Here is a 19,150-nt window from a genome sequence, read left to right on the forward strand (position 1 = left end):
CATGAAGATCAGCATCCACTACGCCTTCCTCCCGCACACCGACGCCGACGCAGCCCTCGGCTTCTATCGCGACGCCCTCGGCTTCGAGGTGCGCAACGATGTCGGATACGACGGCCTGCGCTGGCTCACGGTCGGCCCGGTCGGCCAGCCCGAGACCTCGATCGTCCTCCACCCGCCGGCCACCGATCCCGGCATCACCGACGCGGAGCGGCAGACCATCCTGGAGCTCATCGCGAAGGGCAGCTACGGCGCTCTCACCCTCGCGAGCGACGACCTGGACGCCCTGTTCGAGCGGCTGGTCGCCGTCGGCGCCGATGTCGTCCAGGAGCCGATGGACCAGCCCTACGGCGTCCGCGACTGCGCCTTCCGCGATCCCGCCGGCAACCTGCTCCGTATCAACCAGGCCGCTTGACGGCCCCACCACCACGAAGGACGCCGCATGACCGCTGCTGAGCACCCCGCGGACACCCACGACCTCATCCGTGTGCAGGGCGCGCGCGAGAACAACCTCAAGGACGTGAGCGTCGACATCCCGAAGCGACGCCTCACGGTGTTCACCGGTGTCTCGGGGTCGGGGAAGAGCTCCCTCGTCTTCGACACGATCGCTGCCGAATCGCGCCGGATGATCGACGAGACGTACAGCGCGTTCGTGCAGGGCTTCATGCCGTCGGTGCCGCGTCCCGACGTCGACGTGCTGGAAGGGCTCACCACGGCGATCATCGTGGACCAGGAGCGTCTCGGCGCGAACCCGCGGTCGACCGTCGGCACCGTGACGGATGCCAATGCCATGCTCCGCATCCTGTTCAGCAAGCTGGGCCAGCCCTACATCGGCGGCCCGACGGCGTTCTCGTTCAACATCCCGACGCAGAAGGCCAGCGGTGTCATGACCGGGCCGGGTGGCGAGAAGAAGATCGTGAAGGACGCGATCTACCTCGGCGGCATGTGCCCGCGATGTGAGGGCAGGGGAGTGGTGTCGGACCTCGACCTGTCCCAGATCGTCGATGAGTCGAAGTCCCTCGACGAGGGCGCGATCATGGTGCCCGGGTACACCGCCGACGGCTGGATGGTGAAGGGCTTCTCGCAGTCCGGGTTCTATCCGGGGGACAAGCCCATCTCGTCGTTCACCGACAAGCAGCGTCACCTCTTCCTCTACGGAGAGGTCACGAAGGTCAAGATCTCCGGCATCAACATGACCTACGAGGGCCTGATCCCGAAGATCACGAAGTCCATGCTCTCGAAGGACCTCGAAGCGCTCCAGCCGCACATCCGTGCCTTCGTCGAGCGCGTGGCCACCTTCGCGGTATGCCCGGAGTGCGACGGTACGCGTCTCACCGAGGGCGCGCGATCCTCGAAGATCGACGGCGTGAGCATCGCCGACGCCTGCCGCATGCAGGTCACGGATCTCGCCACGTGGGTCCGCGGCCTGGATCTCCCCGGAGCCGGGCCGCTGCTCCAGGCGCTGAGTGCCAACCTCGACGCCTTCGTGACCCTCGGCCTGGGGTACCTGAGCCTGGACCGGCCCTCGGGCACGCTGTCCGGGGGAGAGGCGCAGCGGATCAAGATGCTGCGGCACCTGGGGTCCTCGCTGACCGACGTCACGTATGTCTTCGACGAGCCGACGATCGGGCTGCACCCGCACGACATCCAGCGGATGAACGGCCTGCTGCTCCGCCTTCGCGACAAGGGGAACACGGTGCTCGTCGTCGAGCACAAGCCGGAGACCATCGCGATCGGCGATCACGTCGTGGACCTGGGGCCGGGTGCGGGAAGCGCCGGGGGAGAGATCTGCTATCAGGGGAGCGTCGAGGGCCTCACAGCCAGTGGAACACTGACGGGGCAGCACCTCGACGACCGTGCACAGCTCAAGGACGCCGTGCGTGACCGCACCGGCGCGATCGAGGTGCGCGGCGCATCCACCAACAACCTCCAGAACGTGGACGTCGACATCCCGACCGGCGTCCTGACCGTCGTCACCGGCGTCGCCGGCTCCGGTAAGAGCTCGCTCATCCACGGTTCGGTGACCGGACGCGAGGGCGTGGTGGCGATCGACCAGTCCGCCATCAAGGGCTCGCGTCGCAGCAACCCAGCGACGTACACGGGGCTGCTCGAACCCATCCGCAAAGCCTTCGCGAAGGCGAACGGCGTGAAGCCCGCGCTGTTCAGCGCGAACTCCGAGGGCGCATGTCCTACGTGCAAGGGCGCCGGTGTCATCATCACCGAGCTCGGGTTCATGGACACCATCGAGACCCCCTGTGAGGACTGCGGCGGTAAGCGCTTCCAGGCGGCGGTACTGGAGTACAAGCTCGGCGGGAAGGACATCACCGAGGTGCTCGACCTTCCGGTGTCTGAAGCCCGTGTGTTCTTCAGTGAGGGTGAGGCGAAGCTCCCGGCTGCGGCCGCCATCCTCGGACGCCTGGAAGACGTGGGGCTCGGCTACCTGTCGCTCGGCCAGCCGTTGTCGACTCTGTCGGGCGGTGAACGACAGCGCATCAAGCTCGCGATCCAGATGGGCGAGAAAGGCGACGTGTACGTGCTGGACGAGCCGACGACGGGTCTGCATCTCGCTGACGTCGACACGATCCTCGGCCTGTTGGATCGACTTGTCGACGCCGGCAAGACGGTGGTCGTGATCGAGCATCATCAGGCCGTCATGGCACACGCCGACTGGATCATCGACGTCGGACCGGGAGCCGGCCATGACGGTGGTCGCATCGTGTTCGAGGGAACGCCTGCCGAGCTCGTCGCAGACGGCTCGACGTTGACGGGTGAGCATCTCGCGGCGTACGTCAACGCTTGATACAGGGCCGCGGTGACGGCTTTCCCACCTTTTCTCGTCCCGCCAGATCCCGCATACGGATTATCCGATAATGCACATTATGTCAGGTTGAAGAAAGAACGCCACCCCGACCATCTCCCCGTCATCCCTCGATCGCCCATCCCATGATCGCCTGCTGCACGCTCTTCAGGTGACGTTTGAACTCGTAGCCCACGAACGCGGGATGGTTGGCGGCAGCGACCGAAACCTCACGCCCGCGGACGAACGGCGGACACGGCGCGAAACGGACACCGTCAGGGGCGCTGTCGAGGAGATCCGCAGTGATCCGATAGGGCGCCATGGCCGCGGTGTGCTCCCCCGGCCCATCCGTGATGATCACGTCGGCCTCCTGCACGGCATGGCTGAGATCCTCCTTCCACGGCAGCGCGGGTGTGCGGACCTCCTCCGGGCAGGCCTGCACGACATCGATTCCGAAAGCCCGATGGGCTTCCTCCCAGGCTCGAGCGATGTTGCCGTCTGGTCCCACCACGAGGACTCGGAGTGAGCGGACATCCGTCTCGCGCGAGAGCGCGAAGAGATCGGATAGCACCTCGCACGGGTGGTTCGCGTTGGTCATCGCGTTGACCACCGGGAGAATCCCAGGGGCAGCGAGCTCACGAAGCACGTGGAGATCGGCATGCCGGACGACGAGGAGTTCGACCCACGCCGACAGGTATCCGACGATGTCGACCGCGTCCTCGACGGTGTCGAGCGCCTCCGGAGGGAAGACGATCGGCTGCAAACCCATCTCCGCAGCGCCGCGTTCGAACGAGACACGCGTCCGCAGGCTCGAGGAAGGGAAGAACAGCGCGGCCGCGCCGTCCCTCCTCGCTAGGGTTCCCGCTTCGATCCGCGCGGCGCGCGCGAAGATCTCCCTCAGATCGTCCCCGGTGAGTTCGGTCAATGAGAGAAGGTGGCGCACTCCCCTATTGTCGCGGACGGCTCCAGCCTCATGACGTCGTGAAGATAACCTGTGCTCGCGCCACGATGTCATCCACTCGCGATTGGAGGAACGGGCCGGGACACTCCGTTCCCGACCACGTCTCCTGGTGGGTGATGACGTGCTCTCGGTCGATCCGGAAGCGCACCGGAACGCCGTCCAGGGTCCGGCCGTCGAAGCCTGCGAGCCACGCGATCATCTGCGCGATCTCCTCGAACTGCGCGGTGGTCACCGTGTACTCCGGCGCTCCGGTGAAATCCAGCGTCTCCACCGCCACGGAGCGCCAGTTCCAGTCCGCGCCGGTGGACGACGGCTTCGCTCCCGGGCGGATGGTCTCGATGACCGAGCCGTCGTGCCGAAGATAGAAGGTGGGAGCCGATGATCTCCTGTTGCAGCGGGAGAAGAAGTCCAACTGGTCCGATGTCGTGCCGGTGTGGTGGATGACGAAGCGGTCGATGACCGGGCTCACGGTTCGACGTTCGCTCCCCGCGATGCTCCGGTCAGCGCGTACCGTCGGGTGGGCGCAGTCCTCGAAACCGAGCGGTACCTCGAGGCCCGTGACCGCGCGGTCGTAGACCGGCTCGTACTCTGGCAGCCCGCGGGGGTTGTCCGGGCGGCGTCCGGTGTCGTCTGCCTCTCCCCCGGAGCTCGTGGAGAGCCAGATGCCGATGCCGGTCACCACGACGCCGGTTCCGGCAGCGATGAGGAATCCCCGCCGCGTGTGCGTCGGGACGTGCTCATCGGCGTCCCATGCTCCCGGGTCCTCCGGATGCTGACCCTCCCCGCGTGTGCTCACGCGGCCTGGTCGTCGTCTCGAGGTGCTCGGGACTCTCGCGGCCGGCGTCGCCCTGGCCAGACGAAATGCGCGACCGAGAAGGCGAGGACGGTCCACGAGACAAAGAACGCCCACCACGGGAGCACCGCTCCCCCGCTTCCGCCCGCCAGCATGACCGACACGATGCAGGCGCCGAGTCCGACGACGACCCCGAGGACGGTGACCTCGCCGTGCGCGAGCCACCGCGCGCGCAGCGCCGAGACGAGGCGAAGGGGCAGGCCGATCACCAGGGCGGTGATCATCGACACGACGGACAGGACGACGGCGATGATGCTCGCCCCGATGAAGGACGTCACCCCGTCGTACTCGTCCGCAACTCCGAGCGCGAGGAAGAAAGCCACGATGAACAGGAAAAAGCCGCCGACGAAGAACTGGCCGAGGATGAGCGAGGCGGTCGATTCATCCGCTCCTCGAAAGCCCCCGCGTTTCCGCAGGTCTGCTGGGATACGGCGAGGCGAGGTCATATCGTGATCCTACGAGGTGCACGCCTTCGCTGGGAGCGCACTCGCGCTACTCTCATCCTCAGGGACAGGCACATTTGGGCCGCGGCTCGATCGATGGGGCCTGATCCTCCGCCTGCAGTCTGGGGAGAGGTGGGGCGAGCGGATGGGCGCTAGCGATGAGAAGGGCGAAGGGCTGCTGACGCTCATCGTGGTGGGCGTGGCGCTGGCGATGTTCAGCGCAGCGGTGGCGGTGGCCTCGACATTCCTGATCGCCGATCCTCGAATCGGCGTTCTGGCGGCAGTGACGCTGTCTTTCGGATGCGTCGGAGTGGCGGCAGGCCTCCTACTCACGAGGCGAAGGACCTGGGGCGACCCCTCGTGGCCTCCAGGCACGGAGCCGAAGCCCTGGACGGCCCGCCGCACCCGTCGGGTCTTCTTGCTCTACGGGGTCTTCCTTCTCCTCATCTCCGTGAGTGGGGTGGTCACACTGGCGGGGATCGATCAGAACGAGGCCGACGACCCGCTGCGCGGATGGGTGCTGTCCGCCGTGCTCGGTGTGGTGGGCCTGACGTCGATCATCAAAGGAGTGCGGCGGCAGCCTCAACCGGTGCACGCGTCCGATCGCCCGGAGAGCGAGCCGAACGTCGACGTGCAGGAGTGGATGCCTTTGGGACCCTCTCGTTCGCGGACTCTCTTCCCCTGGTGGGCTCTTCACGTCTTCTCCGGACAGCCGCTTCTCCTTGCGATGATGATCGGGGCGTTCCTCATCCCGGTGGCTGCGGGACCGCTCGGCGCATGGACGTGGCCGCTCGCGGCTGCGCTGCTGGCGGCCGTGGCGATCACCATCAGCGCCGTCGTGCGGCGACGTTCGCGACCGCCGCGTATCTCACGCGACGCAACCCGTCTGCTCGTCGGCACGAAGGAGATCCCGACCGCGACCCTCACGACGGCCATGGTCATCGCGCACCCCTGGGAGCCGGACGCCACAGCCCGGAGTATCGCGGTCGTCCTCACGGCATCGGATCGCTCGCGAGCAGTGGTGGGCTTGCGAGAACGAGGGCTCCTCGTGTTGACCGATGAACAGACGGAACTCCTCGTCGCGGCGATCGAGCGAGCCCACATCGATCTCCCCCGCGACAAAGACGATCCGCGCGGAAGGTTCTCACGGATGCTGTACCCCAACCATCTGACGAAATCGGATGCCCTTCACCTCGTGCAGGAGCCCCCGGGTGACGGCGAGCCGCTGCCGGTGGGGTCCTCAGTCACGTGATCCAGAGCGCCGGCTCGGAGCCCGCTCTCACTTCTCGAAGAGAGACCTGACGGTCAGGATGTTTCGACCGTGGACGGAGGACGGGCGTTCCCGTCCGGATTCGACGAAACCGAGCTTCTCGAGCACCCGCCGGGACGGGAGGTTCCACTCCCAGACGCCGGCCCAGACGCGGTCGATTCCCACCCCGGCTGCCCATGCCAGGACGCTCTGGGCAGCTTCGGTGGCGTATCCCCGGTTGTGCTCGGCACGGAGCAGCTCGAACGCGAGCTCCGGTTCCTCGCCCACCCCCTCGCCGCCGTAGACGAGACCGCAGTACCCGATCGGTTCCCCGGTGTCGATCCGTTCCACGGTGAGAAGCGACGAGGCCTCAGCGCCCTGGATATGCGCTCGGATGTCGTCCGTGTCGGGGCGGCCGGCCGCGTCGAGCCGACGGTGAGCGGGCACTCGGTCGTCATGTTCGCTCCACAGGTGCCGGAACACGGTCGCGTCCTCGATCGCCTGCCTGCGCAGGCGGAGGCGCGACGTCTCCATCTCCGGGATTCGGGGCAGGTGACTCATCCTCGCAGTCTGGCACTCATCCGCCCCGCGCTGTGATCTGCAGCGCCTAATGGGAGGACCAGACGCCGAGCTCGTTGCCGCTCGGGTCGGCGAAGTGAAGGCGCCGGCCACCGGGTAACGCATACGGCTCCTGCAGGATCCGGCCGCCTGCGTCCTGGATCGCCGCCTTCGTCGCATCGAGGTCATCGGAGTAGAGCAGCACGAGCGGACCGCCGACGGGTCGCGGTGCGTCCGCGAGCAGGAGCCCGCCGACCTCGCTCCCGTCTCCGCGGGGCGAGAGGATACCTGCATAGCCAGGGCCGTAGTCCTGAAAGCGCCACCCGAAGGCGGTGGTGAAGAAGCGTTTCGCCACGTCGAGATCCGTGACGACGAGCTCGACATAGTCGAGGGCGTGGTGCTGCGAGGAGGCTGTCATGCGGGCACTCTAGACACGGCGTCGGACATCGTCGGTCAGGAGTAGCGTGGAAGGGTGCCTCAGGTCTCCCACTCCCCCGTCTCCACACCGGGGTGGCGAGCCTGGGCGATCTGGTCCGTCGGCGTCGCGGCCTACGTGCTCGCCATCACCAACCGCACCTCTCTCGGCGCCGTCGGTGTCGAGGCCGCCGACCGCTTCCAGGCGGACGCCTCGACGCTCGCGCTGTTCGCGGTCGTGCAGCTCGCCGTCTACGGCGGGATGCAGATCCCGGTGGGCGTCCTCCTCGACCGCTACGGATCCCGTCCGATCATCACGGCGGGGATGCTGCTCATGGCGGCCGGACAGCTCACCATGGCACTCTCCCCCAGCATCGGCATCGCGATCGTCGCGCGTGTCCTCCTCGGAGCCGGCGACGCCGCCGTCTTCCCTGCCGTGCTGCGACTGGTGGCCACGTGGTTCCCCGCGCAGCGCGGGCCCGTCATGGTTCAGTTCACCGGGATCATCGGGCAGGCCGGGCAGCTGATCGCGCTGGTGCCGGTCGCCGCCCTGCTGCACGCCACCACCTGGTCGATCACGTTCGGCAGCATCGCCGGTCTCGGCCTGCTCTTCACGATCCTCGTGTGGCTCATCGTGCGCAACAACCCCGCGGAGAGCGGCCCCGACGTGTCGGTGAACACGGACACCGGAGTCGTGCGTGTCGTGACGTCGGCGATCGACACGGGCGTCGGCATCCGGGCGGCCTGGGCGCATCCCGGGACGCGGCTCGCGTTCTGGTCGCACTTCACCACCCCGTTCGCCGGCACGGTGTTCGTGCTGCTGTGGGGCATGCCGTTCCTCACGGCAGGCGAGGGCCTGACCACCGCCCACGCAGCGGGGATCATCTCGATCTACGTGGTCGCGGGCATGATCCTCGGGCCGATCATCGGCGATCTCTCCCGCCGCCTCCCGAATCACCGCTCGCTCGCCCTCGTCCTCCCCGCCGTCGGCGTGCAGATGGCCGCGTGGATCGCGGTCATCGCCCTCCCCGGCCCCGCCCCGGACTGGCTCCTCTGGGTCCTGGCGATCGCTCTCGCGACCGGGGGGCCCGCGTCGATGATCGCCTTCGACCACGCCCGCACGCACAACCCCGCGCACCGCCTCAGCACGGCGACCGGAGTCACGAACGCGGGGGGCTTCATCGCAGCCCTGATCGCGGTCTTCGTGATCGGCCTCCTCCTCGACGCCCAGGGCGCCGGCACCCCGGACACCTACACGCTCGACGCCTTCCGTGTCGCGTTCCTCACCCCGATCCCCCTCTGGATCCTCGGGGTCGTCTTCATCCTCATCGAACGCAAACGGACGCGCATCCGCATGGGGCTGGATCCCGAGCGGCGTCGCTGAGCACCCATAGGATGAGGCATGGCCTCCGCTCCCCCGTCGACCGCCCCCGTCTCGAGCGCCCGAGACGGCCGCACGAGGCCACCGGTGACGGCGGGGCTGCTCGCCGGCCTGCTCCTCGGCGCACTCTGGATCGTCTCCGGCGCCATCGCACGACTGACCGGTTCCGACATCGTTCTGACGCGGTTGCTGAGCTTCGCCGGTATCGGACCGCTTCAGAGTCATGCCTGGCTGCTCCCCGGTGCGTGGGGCGTCCTGGTGCTGACGGTGACGGCCGCCGTGCTGTGCAGCGTCGTCTGGGTCGTGGGACGCGGTGCGCAGGGTGTCGGCCGGGCTCCCGCGTTCCTCGTGCTCTGGTTCGGTGCCGTCCTCGCCGGAACGACCGTCGGGCTGTGCGACGACGTCACCCGGGTGCTGTCCTTCCTCCCTCTCTCGGGCCTGCACGGTGTCACCGCGGCGGTCGTCGAGTCCGCGCCGGACACCGCCTACTGGGGACTCGCCTGGGGCTGGATCCCCGCCTGGGCGTTCTCGCGCAGAGCCGGTGAGGAATCTGCGCGGCGGTGGTCCCCGGGCCTTCTCGGTGTCACCCTCGCGAGCGTGGTCGCTCTCGTCGTGGTCGGGAGCCTGGCCGATGCCGCGTGGCAGCGCCAGATCGTCGAGGAGAACGCCGCGCTGCAGGGCGCCACCGACGAGACGGGAGCCTTCGTCGATCCGGCGGCAGTGGGCGACCCTGTGCCGGAGCGCGCCCCGGGGGCCTCGACACCCCAGCTTCCCGCGGGCGCCTGCACCCTCGACCGAGCCACACTGCTGCTCGGAACCGCCGACGGGGCCACGGGGCACCGCGCCCAGAGCATCCGGCTGATGAACGTCGGTGAGGAGCCCTGCGTGGTCGAGGGGTATCCCGACATCGCGTTCGCGGACCAGAACGGCCATGCGCTCGACGTCGAGGTGCGCCCCGGTTCCTCATTCCTCGCGACCGACCCCGGTATCGCGCCCGTCACGGTACCGCCCGGCGGCGAGGCGACCGCGGTGATCGGCTGGGATGCAAATGCCACGGACGGCGCTCTCGTCGCCCGCGCCCTGCGTGCCGCCGTGCTCCCCGGACTCGACCGCGGCTCGTGGCCGGTCGAGCTCGACATCGTCTCGGGCTCCGAGGTCGAGATCACCGCCTGGCACCTCGGCGCCGCACCGGCCGCGCCGTGAGGGTACGCAGCGTCGTCAGCGCAGCAGGTGCTGGAACGTCTCCACGATCAACTCGACGCTGACGCGCTCCGGCACCTCCGCGTCGCCCGCCTCGAATTCCGCGAGCTCCACGCCGCGGACGTCGGCGGCCGGGATAGCGGCGAACAGCGCGGCCACCTGGTGCGGCAGCAGACCGTCGCCGACCCGATAGGCCGCGGGGATGTAGCCGGGCTCCAGGACGTCCCAGTCGACATGGATCCACACCGGCCGCCCGGCGATGAGGGCGCTCAGCCGTTCGGGCGTGCTCTCCGCGGGGCTGAGGACGGTCACTCCCGCGTCGGCGAGGAGCTCCCCCTCGGCGGGGTCGATGTCGCGGCCGCCGACGACGATGACCTGCCGCGGGTCGATGCCCGCCCCGTGGCCGCTGTCCCACAGGCCGCAGGCGGCGGCGAGGACCATGCCGCCGAGGTAGCCGGAGTCGGTGGTGTCCGGCGTGTTGAAGTCCCCGTGCGCATCGATCCACAGCACCACCGCGTCGGGGTGGTGCTCGGCAGCGCTCGGCAGCGTTCCGAGGCTCGCCGCACACGTGTTCGTCACGAGGAGCGGCGTCGCCTGCCCCGCGATCGCCTCCTGCACCGCGGCCCGGAGGCCCGCGAGCGTATCTGCCGCCTCGGGCAGCGCGACCGACCAATCATCGAGCCGAGCGGGCTCCGGAGTGCCGACCACGACGGGCTCCTGCCGGAGAAGCGAGGACAGGGCGTCGGCGACGCGTCGCGCCCCGACGAGGGCTCCGTCCGTGCGGTCGGCGACGCGACCCTGGTTGAGGATGAGCGCGAAGGGCCTGGTCATCCGCTCAGTCTCCCACCCGGCGCAGACCGCGGCCAAACCGCCGGACGCGGCCTGCACTAACGCCGGCGCGGAGTCCATCCCGACGGCAGCCCTCCGTCGACGAAGGCGCGGTCCCGGTCCGCCGCCGCCGACCAGCCCTGCGCCTCTTCCTCGGTGTCGAAGGCGCCCCGGGCCACGCGGAAGCCGACGTCCTCGTGGTGCATGCGCGGCGCTCCCCCACGGCGGACCGAGGCGCGCACGCTCCAGGCGTCGTCGGCGAACCCGCCGCCACGGAAGACCCGGTAGTCGTCGTACCGCGCGGGGTCGAGGAGGTCCCAACACCATTCCCACACGTTCCCGAGCGTGTCGAACAGCCCGTGCAGGTTCGGGAGCTTCCCACCCACGTCCTGCGGCGTACCGACTCCGTCGGCAGCAGTCCACGCGGCCTCGGTCAGCGGGGCGTAGTGCGGCCCGGAGGAACCGGCGCGGCAGGCGTACTCCCACTCGGCCTCGGTCGGCAGGCGGTAGCCGTCCGCCGTGGTGTCCCAGGCCACATCCTCACCCTCGAAGTGGTAGACGGGATCGAGCCCCTCCCACTCCGACGCGGCGTTGCAGAAGTGGACGGCCCGCAGCCAGCTCACGTCGGCGACCGGACGACGCGGATGCCGTGCTGGGGTGCCCAGGACCTCGGTGACCTGTTCTTCGGTCACCGGGAAGACACCGAGGGCGAAGGGCTCGAGTTCCACGGTGCGACGCGTGCGGCGCCGGGCGTCGTGCAGCGTCACCGTGCCGGCGGGAAGACGGACGAGTTCGAAATCACTCATGCGCGGGGCACGACGACGCTCACGCCGGAGTCCGCTCGACCCAGGTGGGGTACTTCGCTGCGCGGCCGTCTCCGGACGAGGTCCGCGTCACGCGTCGACGCACCCAGGGCCCGACGAACTGCCGGTAGTAGGCCAGACCCGCGGGGCCGGCGGTCCAGCGATCGAGCGGTGCCCACCAGGCTGCCGGCGGCTCGAAGCCGAGTCCATGCAGCACGCGGGCCGCGACACGATGGTGTCCGGCCGCGTTCATATGAAGCCGGTCCTCCGACCAGTACGCGGGCTTCGAGAGCTCCGTGTCCGGCCAGTTCAGGGCGCGGATCACGTCGGGGCGGTCCTCGATCCGCCGCAGGACCGCCTCGGAGAGCAGGTCGCCCCGGCGCTGCACGAGGGAGCCCATCGGAAGCTGCCCGCTGGGGTTGGCACCGGAGAGCAGGATCATCGTCACGCCCTCCTCGTCGCACCGTCGCAGCACCCGGCTGAACGCATCGGCGATGTGCTCCACGTCAGTCCGCGGCCGCAGCATGTCGTTGCCGCCGCCGTTGAACGACAGGTGCGTGGGACGCAGGGCCAGGGCGGGTTCGAGCTGCTCCTCGACGATCGGCCAGGCCAGCTTCCCTCGGATCGCCAGGTTCGCGTACTGGATGGGGTGCCCCGCGGCATCCGCCCATCCCTGCGCGGCGATGTCGGCCCAGCCGCGCTCACGCCCATCGGGGAGCACATCGCCCACGCCTTCGGTGAAGGAGTCGCCTATCGCGACGAAACGTACATCAGCCACGCGCCCAGCCTATTCCCGGTTCCGGATGTCACCGCTCGTCCAGCGCCGCTCCGCTCCGGTCGACGAGTCCCCAGGCCGCCCCCGCAGCCACGAGGAAGCAGGCCGCGAACACCACGAACAGCAGAGGAGCGCCGCCGGCGACGAGGAGGACGGGAACGGCGAGGGGCGCCACGATGGAGGCGATGCGTCCGACCCCGGCGGCCCAGCCCGCCCCGGTGCCGCGCAGCGAGGTCGGATAGATCTCGGGCGTCACCGCGTACAGCGCACCCCACGCGCCGAGAGTGAAGAACGACAGGGCCATTCCGGCGCCGATGATCATCGGCACGGTCGTGGCGGTGCCGAAGACGACGGCCGACGCGGTCGCCCCGAGAAGGAAGACCGACAGCGTGATGCGGCGTCCCCACACCTCGATGAGCCAGGCCGCCACGGCGTAGCCAGGGAGCTGCGCGAGCGTGATGATGAGGGTGAACCCGAACGAGCGGACGAGGTCGAATCCGGCGTCGACGAGGATGCTGGGCATCCAGATGAAGGCCCCGTAGTAGGCGAAGTTGACGCCGAGCCACACGAGCCAGAGGCACGCCGTCCGCACGCGGAACTCCGCGTTCCAGAGGGTCGCGAGCCGGGTCCGTGCCGTCTTCGCGATCGCCCGCGACGCCGGTTCCTTCCGGAGGGGCGGGGTGTATGCGACTCCTGCGTCAGCCTCGAAGGCCGCCACGATGCGATCCGCTTCCGCGATGCGTCCGCGCGACGCCAGCCAGCGCGGCGATTCGGGCAGCCCCCACCGCACGACGAGGGCGTAGACCGCGGGGATCGCGCCGAGCGCGAAGGCCCATCGCCAGCCTGCCTCGGACGCGGGAATGACGAAGAACCCGATGAGCGCGGAGGCCGTCCAACCGACCGCCCAGAATGCTTCGAGGATGACGATCAGCCGTCCGCGGATGCGCGCGGGAGCGAATTCGCTCACGTAGGTCGAGGCGACCGGAAGCTCCGCGCCGAGCCCGAGGCCGACGAAGAACCGCAGCACGAGCAGGGCCGCCACTGATCCGACCAGCGCACTCGCTCCGGTGGCCACGCCGTAGATGAGCAAGGTGAGGGCGAACACCTGCCGGCGGCCGAAGCGGTCGGCGAGAAGTCCGCCGAGGGTCGCGCCGACCGCCATGCCGACGAAGCCGAGCGAGGCGATCCAGCCGGCCTCCCCCTTGGAGATGCCCCACTGCTGTGTGAGCGCCGCGATGATGAAGGAGATGAGCCCCACGTCCATCGCGTCCAGGGCCCAGCCCACGCCGGACCCGGTGAGCAGGCGCAGGTGTCGGCGGGTGAACGGGAGGACGTCGAGGCGCTCGGCGAGCGAGGTGCGGCTCGGCAGGGCGGTATCGGCCATGATTCTCATCGTAGGGCCGCCCGTCCCACCAAGCCGCGAGATGACGCCCGCTCAGTCGCGGTCGGCGAGGAGCTTCCGCACCCGAGGGATCACCTCGGTGCCGTACAGCTCGATGCTCCGCATCATCGACTCGTGCGACAGGGTGCCTGTCGCATACTTCAGGTCGAAGCGGCCGAGCCCGAGGGTCGTGATCGTGTCGGCGATCTTCGCCGCTACACGCTCGGGCGAGCCGGCGTAGAGGGAGCCCTCCGGTCCGATGTCGTTCTGGAACCGCGCCCGGCTGTACGGCGGCCAGCCGCGCTCCCGACCGATGGTGTTGTTCATCGCCTCGAAGCCCGGGTAGGCCTCGTCCCATGCCTCCGCGTCGGTGGGCGCGATGTGTCCCGGCGAGTGCACGGCCACCGGGTGCGCGGTGGTGCCGAAGGAGGCGACCGAGCGGTGGTACAGGTCGACGAACGGCTTGAATCGCCCGGCCGGCCCGCCGATGATGGCCAGCATGAGGCCGAGGCCGTGACGCGCGACACGCACGACGGACTCGGGGCTGCCGCCCACGCCGACCCACGTGCGCAGTCCCTTCTCGGTCTTCGGGAACACGTCCGCGTTGTCGAGCGACGGCCGCAGCGTGCCGGACCAGGTCACCGGCTCTTCCTTGAGGAGCTCGACGAACAGCTCGAGCTTCTCCTCGAAGAGCCGGTCGTAATCGCGCAGGTCGTAGCCGAACAGCGGGAAGGACTCGATGAATGAACCGCGCCCGAGGACGACCTCCGCCCGCCCTCCGGACAGGGCGTCAAGGGTCGAGAAGCGCTCGAACACGCGCACCGGGTCGTCCGAGGACAGCACGGTCACGGCGGTGCCCAGCCGGATCCGCTCGGTCCGGGCGGCGATCGCCGCGAGCACCATCTCCGGAGACGAGACCGCGAACTCGCGCCGATGGTGCTCCCCCACGCCGAAGAAGTCCACGCCGACCGTATCGGCCAGCTCCGCCTGGGCGACGACGTTCCGGATGGTCTGCGCGCCGCTGAGCAGCTCGCCGTCCTGGTCCCGGGTGATGTCGCCGAACGTGTCCAGCCCGAATTCGATGTCCATGTCACACCTTCCTATTCAGGTGAATGGAACACGCGGCAGGAGGCGGGCATTCCCGTCACCGAGGCAGCAGCGCGCTCCGCAGCGTGTCCAGCCCGACCCCGCCCAGATCGAGGGCGCGCTTGTGGAAGCCCTTGAAGCTGAACGCGTCGCCCTCCGCCTGCTGGACGGCGTCGCGGACCTGCTCCCAGATGCGCTGACCGACCTTGTACGACGGCGCCTGACCCGGCCAGCCGAGGTACCGGTTGACCTCGAACTGCACGAACTGGTCCGACATGTTGACGTTGCGGCGGAGGAAGTCGAGCGCGTACTCGGCATCCCAGATGCCCTCGCCCTCGAGGCGCGGCTTGCCGAGGTGCACGCCGATGTCGAGGACCACACGCGCCGCCCGCATCCGCTGCCCGTCCAGCATCCCGAGGCGATCCGCCGGGTCGTCCAGGTAGCCGAGCTGCTCCATCAGTCGCTCGGCATACAGCGCCCAGCCCTCCGCGTGACCGGAGGTGCCGGCGAGCAGTCGCCGCCAGGAGTTGAGCTCGGCGCGGTTGTAGACGGCCTGCGCGATCTGCAGGTGATGCCCCGGGACACCCTCGTGATAGACCGTGGTGAGCTCCCGCCACGTGTCGAACTCGGTGACACCCTCGGGGACCGACCACCACATGCGACCGGGACGGGAGAAGTCGTCGGTGGGACCGGTGTAGTAGATCCCGCCCTCCTGCGTGGGCGCGATCATGCACTCCAGGGTGCGGATGGCCTCCGGGATGTCGAAGTGCGAGGCGCCGAGCTCGGCGACCGCGCGATCGCTGGCCTCCTGCATCCACCGCTGGAGCGCCTCGGTGCCGACGAGCTTGCGAGCGGGGTCGGATTCCAGATGCGCGACGGCCTCCTCCACGGAGGCGCCGGGGAGGATCTCGTTCGCGATCGCCGTCTGCTCGGCCACCATGCGGGCGAGTTCTTCGCGACCCCACTCGTAGGTCTCGTCGAGGTCGATGGTGGCGCCGAGGAATCGGCGGGAGTTGAGGGCGTACAGTTCGCGCCCCGCGGCGTCCGTCTCACCGGCCTCGGGCGCGAGCTCCTCGGCCAGGAAACGCCGCAGCTCGCCGTAGGCGACCCGGGCAGCCGCGGAGTTGTCCGCCAGCGTGCGGGCGAGCGAGGCGGGAAGCTGGCCCTCCTGCGGGTCGGCGTGCGCGACGAAGGCAGCGAAGAACCCGTCGTCGGCGATGTAGCGGTCGATCTGGGTCGCGACCTCCGCGACCTGGCGGCGGGCGGGAGTGACCCCCTCGGCGATGCCCAGACGGAGCGTCTCGATGTACCCGCGCAGCGCCGCGGGCACGGCGGAGAGCCGGGTGGAGACGACCTCCCAGTCCTCGACCGTCGCGGTGGGCATCAGGTCGAAGGCGGAGCGGACGTCCTGCGCGGCGGACGCGATGACGTTCAGATCGCGCAGGTGCCACTTCGCGTCGTGCAGCTCGAGGTCGAGGCGCAGCTCGGCGCTGAGGTCGGTCTTGGTGACCTCGTCGATCGCGTCGACGGGCTCCAGCGCCGAGAGCTTGTCGAGCGTGGCCCGCGTCGCCGCGGCGATCTCCTCATGACCTTCCGGGCTCAGATCGCCGAACCGGTCGTTGACCTCGGAGCGGCCGATGTAGGTGCCGAGAGTCGGCGCCAGGACGGCGATCGTGTCGACCCATTCATCGGCGACCCTGTCGATGGCGGAGGGGGTGCGGGGTGCTGAAGTCATACCTTCCAGCCTAATCCCCGCCCCCTCCGGCCACCGGGGTCAATGCGCGGCTTCGTTCCAGTCCCGACCGCGGCCCACCTGCACGTCGAGCGGCACGGAGAGCTGCGCGGCGTCACCCATCCGCGTGCGGACGATCTGCTCCACCGCATCCCACTCCCCGGCCGCGACCTCGACGACGAGTTCGTCGTGGATCTGCAGCAGCACGCGCGACTCCAACTTCGCGGTGTGGAGGTCGTCGTGGATGTGGAACAGCGCGATCTTCATGATGTCGGCCGCGCTCCCCTGGATCGGGGCGTTCAGCGCCGCCCGCTCGGCGTTCTCGCGCAGCACACGGTTGGGGCTCGCGAGATCGGGGAACGGCCGCCGACGCCCGAAGATCGTCTCGGTGTAGCCGACCTCCTTGGCCTTCATCACCGAGGCCCGCAGGTAGTCGCGGACCGCGCCGAACCGTGCGAAGTACTCGACCATGAGCTGCTTGGCCTCGGACTGCTCGATGCGCAGCTGCTTGGACAGCCCGAACGCGGAGAGGCCGTAGACGAGGCCGTACGACATCGCCTTGACCTTGGTGCGCATCGCCGGGGTGACCTCGGACGGATCGACGCCGAACACGCGGGCGCCGACGAAGCGGTGCAGGTCTTCACCGCTGTTGAACGCCTCGATCAGCCCCTCGTCGCCCGAGAGGTGCGCCATGATCCGCATCTCGATCTGCGAGTAATCGGCGGTGAGCAGGGTCTCGTACCCCTCGCCGACCTCGAAGGCGCTGCGGATGCGCCGCGACTCCTCGGTGCGGACCGGGATGTTCTGCAGGTTCGGATCGGTGCTGGACAGGCGTCCGGTCTGGCTGCCGGTCTGCACGTACGTCGTGTGGACCCGGTGGTCCTCCCGGATCGCGGTGTCGAGGGACTCGATGATCTGCCGCAGCTTCGTCGCCTCGCGGTGCTGCAGCAGCAGGCTCAGGAACGGGTGCGGGTGGGATTCCTGCAGGTCGGCGAGCACCGCGGCATCGGTCGAGTACCCGGTCTTCGTCTTGCGCGTCTTCGGAAGCTGCAGGTCTTCGAACAGCACCTCCTGCAGCTGCTTCGGCGACCCGAGGTTGAACTCGCGACCGACGACCGAGAACGCCTCCTGGGCCAGGGCGTCCGCCCGCGTCGCGAGCTCCGCCGAGAACGTCGACAGCACCTCGTGCGACACGGCGACGCCCGCGAGCTCCATGTCGGCGAGCGTGCGGAGCGTCGGCAGCTCGATGTCGCGGAGCACCGCGTCCACCGGCTCCGGCAGATCATTCCGCAGCGCCTCGGCCACGCGGAGGATGAACCACGCCTCCTGCGACGGCGTAGCTCCCTCGGTCTCCGGCACGAGCTGCGACGGATCGGCCTCGGGGAGCTTCTCCCCCAGGTAGCGCTGGACGAGGTCGGACAGCGTCTTGTCCGGGAAGCTGGGGCGCAGCAGCCAGCCCGCGAGGCTCGTGTCGTACGCGAGCCCGCCCAGACGGATGCCATGACGGAGCAGCGCCTTCACCTGCGGCTTGGCGTCGTGCAGCACCTTGGGCGCGTCGGACTCCAGCCACGCACGCAGCGCCTGGGCCCCCTCCTCCGACCAGTCGAGCTCGCGCAGCTCGCTCCCGGTGGCGACACCGACGCGCACCGGTGCGCCCGACTGCACCACGACCCGGAGAGCGATGTCCCCTTCCTGAGCCGCGGCCCACGTGGCCAGATCAGCGGCGGACACCTGTGCCGGCGTGGGCATCTCGACGACGGAGGCCGGATCGTCGGCGACCTCGCCCGCACCGACGGCCTCGAAGACCCGCGGCAGCAGCGTGCGGAACTCCAGCCTGGCGAAGATGTCGCGGACGGCCTCGGCATCGATCGGGGCGACGGCGAGGTCGGCCGGTGCGACCGGCAGCTCCACGTCGGTCAGCAGGCGGTTGAGCTTGCGGTTGCGTCGGACGTCCTCGATGTGGTCGCGGAGGTTGCCGCCGACCACGCCCTTGATCTCACCGGCACGCTCGAGCAGCTCGTCGAGGGAGCCGAACTGCGTGAGCCACTTGACGGCCGTCTTCTCCCCCACCTTCGGCACGCCGGGGAGGTTGTCGCTGGTCTCACCCACAAGGGCGGCGATGTCGGGGTACTGCTCGGGACGGACGCCGTAGCGCTCCTGCACGGTCGCCGGGTCGTAGCGCTTGAGCTGCGAGACACCCTGGACGGACGGGTACAGCAGCGTGACGTCGTCGGTGACGAGCTGGATGGTGTCGCGGTCTCCCGAGACCACGAGCACGTCGTAGCCCTGGGCCGCCCCCTGCGTGGAGAGGGTGGCCAGGATGTCGTCGGCCTCGATGCCCTCCTGCGTCAGCACCGGGATCGACATCGCCGCGAGGCAGTCCTGCAGCAGCGGGATCTGGCCCTTGAACTCCTGCGGCGTCTCGGACCGGGTGGCCTTGTACTCCGGGTACTCATCGGTGCGGAACGAGTGGCGGGAGGTGTCGAACGCGATCGCGAGATGCGTGGGCTGCTCGGCCTTGATGAGGTTGACCAGCATGGACAGGAAGCCGTAGATGGCGTTCGTGTGCTGGTTGTCCTTGGTGGTGAAGTTGTCGACCGGGAGGGCGAAGAAGGCCCGGTAGGCGAGCGAGTGGCCGTCGACGACCATGAGGGTAGGCTTTGCGGAGTCCGTCACCCTGTCAGCCTAACGA

The 19,150-nt window shown here is 69.3% G+C and carries 17 protein-coding genes; 5 read left to right on the plus strand and 12 right to left on the minus strand.

What is annotated here, in order from left to right:
- The first annotated feature begins 1 nt into the window (after position 1).
- Together BLU02_RS01590 and BLU02_RS01595 are read left to right on the plus strand one after the other, a co-directional pair.
- Positions 2–412: a VOC family protein gene (locus tag BLU02_RS01590; protein ID WP_060921665.1), complete on the plus strand. Its 411-nt coding sequence runs from the start codon at positions 2–4 to the stop codon at positions 410–412.
- Between the two features lie 27 nt (positions 413–439).
- Positions 440–2,797 (plus strand): ATP-binding cassette domain-containing protein, encoded by a 2,358-nt coding sequence (locus BLU02_RS01595; protein ID WP_060921642.1) that lies wholly within the window; start codon positions 440–442, stop codon positions 2,795–2,797.
- 121 nt (positions 2,798–2,918) lie between these two features.
- Here the strand turns inward: BLU02_RS01595 and BLU02_RS01600 are convergent, their stop codons facing one another.
- From BLU02_RS01600 to BLU02_RS17530, 3 genes are read right to left on the minus strand one after another with little or no spacing between them, the layout of a single operon-like run.
- Positions 2,919–3,809: an ornithine carbamoyltransferase gene (locus BLU02_RS01600; RefSeq protein ID WP_082749989.1), complete on the minus strand. Its 891-nt coding sequence runs from the start codon at positions 3,807–3,809 to the stop codon at positions 2,919–2,921.
- The gene (locus tag BLU02_RS17525; RefSeq protein WP_060921644.1) at positions 3,766–4,551 is read right to left on the minus strand and encodes a peptidoglycan recognition protein family protein; all 786 of its coding nucleotides are present in this window, start codon (positions 4,549–4,551) and stop codon (positions 3,766–3,768) included. The genes BLU02_RS01600 and BLU02_RS17525 overlap by 44 nt, the downstream gene beginning before the upstream one ends.
- Positions 4,548–5,054, minus strand: coding sequence for a hypothetical protein (locus tag BLU02_RS17530; RefSeq protein ID WP_060921645.1), 507 nt, complete (start codon positions 5,052–5,054; stop codon positions 4,548–4,550). Before BLU02_RS17530 ends, BLU02_RS17525 begins: the two co-directional genes overlap by 4 nt.
- A 142-nt stretch (positions 5,055–5,196) precedes the next feature.
- Between BLU02_RS17530 and BLU02_RS01610 the strand changes: the two genes are divergently transcribed.
- Positions 5,197–6,303: a hypothetical protein gene (locus BLU02_RS01610; protein ID WP_060921646.1), complete on the plus strand. Its 1,107-nt coding sequence runs from the start codon at positions 5,197–5,199 to the stop codon at positions 6,301–6,303.
- Positions 6,304–6,330: 27 nt separating this feature from the next.
- Here BLU02_RS01610 and BLU02_RS01615 read toward each other — a convergent pair whose 3' ends face one another.
- Together BLU02_RS01615 and BLU02_RS01620 are read right to left on the minus strand one after the other, a co-directional pair.
- A complete protein-coding gene (locus BLU02_RS01615) occupies positions 6,331–6,861 on the minus strand; it encodes a GNAT family N-acetyltransferase (protein WP_231919616.1) in 531 nt (176 codons plus the stop codon).
- A gap of 46 nt (positions 6,862–6,907) precedes the next feature.
- A complete protein-coding gene (locus BLU02_RS01620; RefSeq protein ID WP_060921648.1) occupies positions 6,908–7,276 on the minus strand; it encodes a VOC family protein in 369 nt (122 codons plus the stop codon).
- A 54-nt stretch (positions 7,277–7,330) separates the two neighbouring features.
- Here BLU02_RS01620 and BLU02_RS01625 point away from each other — a divergent pair, with 54 nt between their 5' ends.
- On the plus strand, positions 7,331–8,656 hold the full coding sequence (locus tag BLU02_RS01625) for an MFS transporter (RefSeq protein WP_025103458.1): 1,326 nt from the start codon (positions 7,331–7,333) through the stop codon (positions 8,654–8,656).
- 18 nt (positions 8,657–8,674) lie between these two features.
- Entirely contained in the window at positions 8,675–9,856 is a 1,182-nt protein-coding gene (locus BLU02_RS01630) for a DUF4232 domain-containing protein (protein WP_082749991.1), read from the plus strand.
- A gap of 15 nt (positions 9,857–9,871) precedes the next feature.
- Here BLU02_RS01630 and BLU02_RS01635 read toward each other — a convergent pair whose 3' ends face one another.
- From BLU02_RS01635 to polA, 7 genes are read right to left on the minus strand one after another with little or no spacing between them, the layout of a single operon-like run.
- Complete coding sequence (locus BLU02_RS01635) at positions 9,872–10,684, minus strand: arginase family protein (protein WP_060921650.1); 813 nt, start codon at positions 10,682–10,684, stop codon at positions 9,872–9,874.
- Between the two features lie 56 nt (positions 10,685–10,740).
- Complete coding sequence (locus tag BLU02_RS01640) at positions 10,741–11,487, minus strand: formylglycine-generating enzyme family protein (RefSeq protein ID WP_060921651.1); 747 nt, start codon at positions 11,485–11,487, stop codon at positions 10,741–10,743.
- Between the two features lie 19 nt (positions 11,488–11,506).
- Positions 11,507–12,262: an SGNH/GDSL hydrolase family protein gene (locus BLU02_RS01645; RefSeq protein WP_060921652.1), complete on the minus strand. Its 756-nt coding sequence runs from the start codon at positions 12,260–12,262 to the stop codon at positions 11,507–11,509.
- 28 nt (positions 12,263–12,290) lie between these two features.
- Complete coding sequence (locus tag BLU02_RS01650) at positions 12,291–13,643, minus strand: MFS transporter (protein ID WP_060921653.1); 1,353 nt, start codon at positions 13,641–13,643, stop codon at positions 12,291–12,293.
- Positions 13,644–13,694: 51 nt separating this feature from the next.
- A complete protein-coding gene (locus BLU02_RS01655; RefSeq protein WP_060921654.1) occupies positions 13,695–14,729 on the minus strand; it encodes an LLM class flavin-dependent oxidoreductase in 1,035 nt (344 codons plus the stop codon).
- A 55-nt stretch (positions 14,730–14,784) separates the two neighbouring features.
- Positions 14,785–16,461, minus strand: a complete 1,677-nt coding sequence (locus BLU02_RS01660) for a DUF885 domain-containing protein (protein ID WP_060921655.1) — start codon at positions 16,459–16,461, stop codon at positions 14,785–14,787.
- Positions 16,462–16,500: 39 nt separating this feature from the next.
- Positions 16,501–19,134 (minus strand): DNA polymerase I, encoded by a 2,634-nt coding sequence (gene polA, locus BLU02_RS01665; RefSeq protein WP_060921656.1) that lies wholly within the window; start codon positions 19,132–19,134, stop codon positions 16,501–16,503.
- Between the last annotated feature and the right edge of the window lie 16 nt (positions 19,135–19,150).

It is taken from the genome of Microbacterium paraoxydans (assembly GCF_900105335.1).
Classification (GTDB): Bacteria; Actinomycetota; Actinomycetes; order Actinomycetales; family Microbacteriaceae; genus Microbacterium; species Microbacterium paraoxydans.

What these genes read in the sequence shown, in the direction of transcription:
- BLU02_RS01610 (WP_060921646.1), top strand. Translation starts at nt 5,197, where the DNA reads ATGGGCGCTAGCGATGAGAAGGGCGAAGGGCTGCTGACGCTCATCGTG.
- BLU02_RS01650 (WP_060921653.1), bottom strand. Translation starts at nt 13,643, where the DNA reads ATGGCCGATACCGCCCTGCCGAGCCGCACCTCGCTCGCCGAGCGCCTC.
- BLU02_RS01630 (WP_082749991.1), top strand. Translation starts at nt 8,675, where the DNA reads ATGGCCTCCGCTCCCCCGTCGACCGCCCCCGTCTCGAGCGCCCGAGAC.
- BLU02_RS01615 (WP_231919616.1), bottom strand. Translation starts at nt 6,861, where the DNA reads ATGAGTCACCTGCCCCGAATCCCGGAGATGGAGACGTCGCGCCTCCGC.
- BLU02_RS01595 (WP_060921642.1), top strand. Translation starts at nt 440, where the DNA reads ATGACCGCTGCTGAGCACCCCGCGGACACCCACGACCTCATCCGTGTG.
- BLU02_RS01590 (WP_060921665.1), top strand. Translation starts at nt 2, where the DNA reads ATGAAGATCAGCATCCACTACGCCTTCCTCCCGCACACCGACGCCGAC.
- BLU02_RS17530 (WP_060921645.1), bottom strand. Translation starts at nt 5,054, where the DNA reads ATGACCTCGCCTCGCCGTATCCCAGCAGACCTGCGGAAACGCGGGGGC.
- BLU02_RS01635 (WP_060921650.1), bottom strand. Translation starts at nt 10,684, where the DNA reads ATGACCAGGCCCTTCGCGCTCATCCTCAACCAGGGTCGCGTCGCCGAC.
- BLU02_RS01640 (WP_060921651.1), bottom strand. Translation starts at nt 11,487, where the DNA reads ATGAGTGATTTCGAACTCGTCCGTCTTCCCGCCGGCACGGTGACGCTG.
- BLU02_RS01660 (WP_060921655.1), bottom strand. Translation starts at nt 16,461, where the DNA reads ATGACTTCAGCACCCCGCACCCCCTCCGCCATCGACAGGGTCGCCGAT.
- BLU02_RS01655 (WP_060921654.1), bottom strand. Translation starts at nt 14,729, where the DNA reads ATGGACATCGAATTCGGGCTGGACACGTTCGGCGACATCACCCGGGAC.
- BLU02_RS01600 (WP_082749989.1), bottom strand. Translation starts at nt 3,809, where the DNA reads ATGACATCGTGGCGCGAGCACAGGTTATCTTCACGACGTCATGAGGCT.
- BLU02_RS01620 (WP_060921648.1), bottom strand. Translation starts at nt 7,276, where the DNA reads ATGACAGCCTCCTCGCAGCACCACGCCCTCGACTATGTCGAGCTCGTC.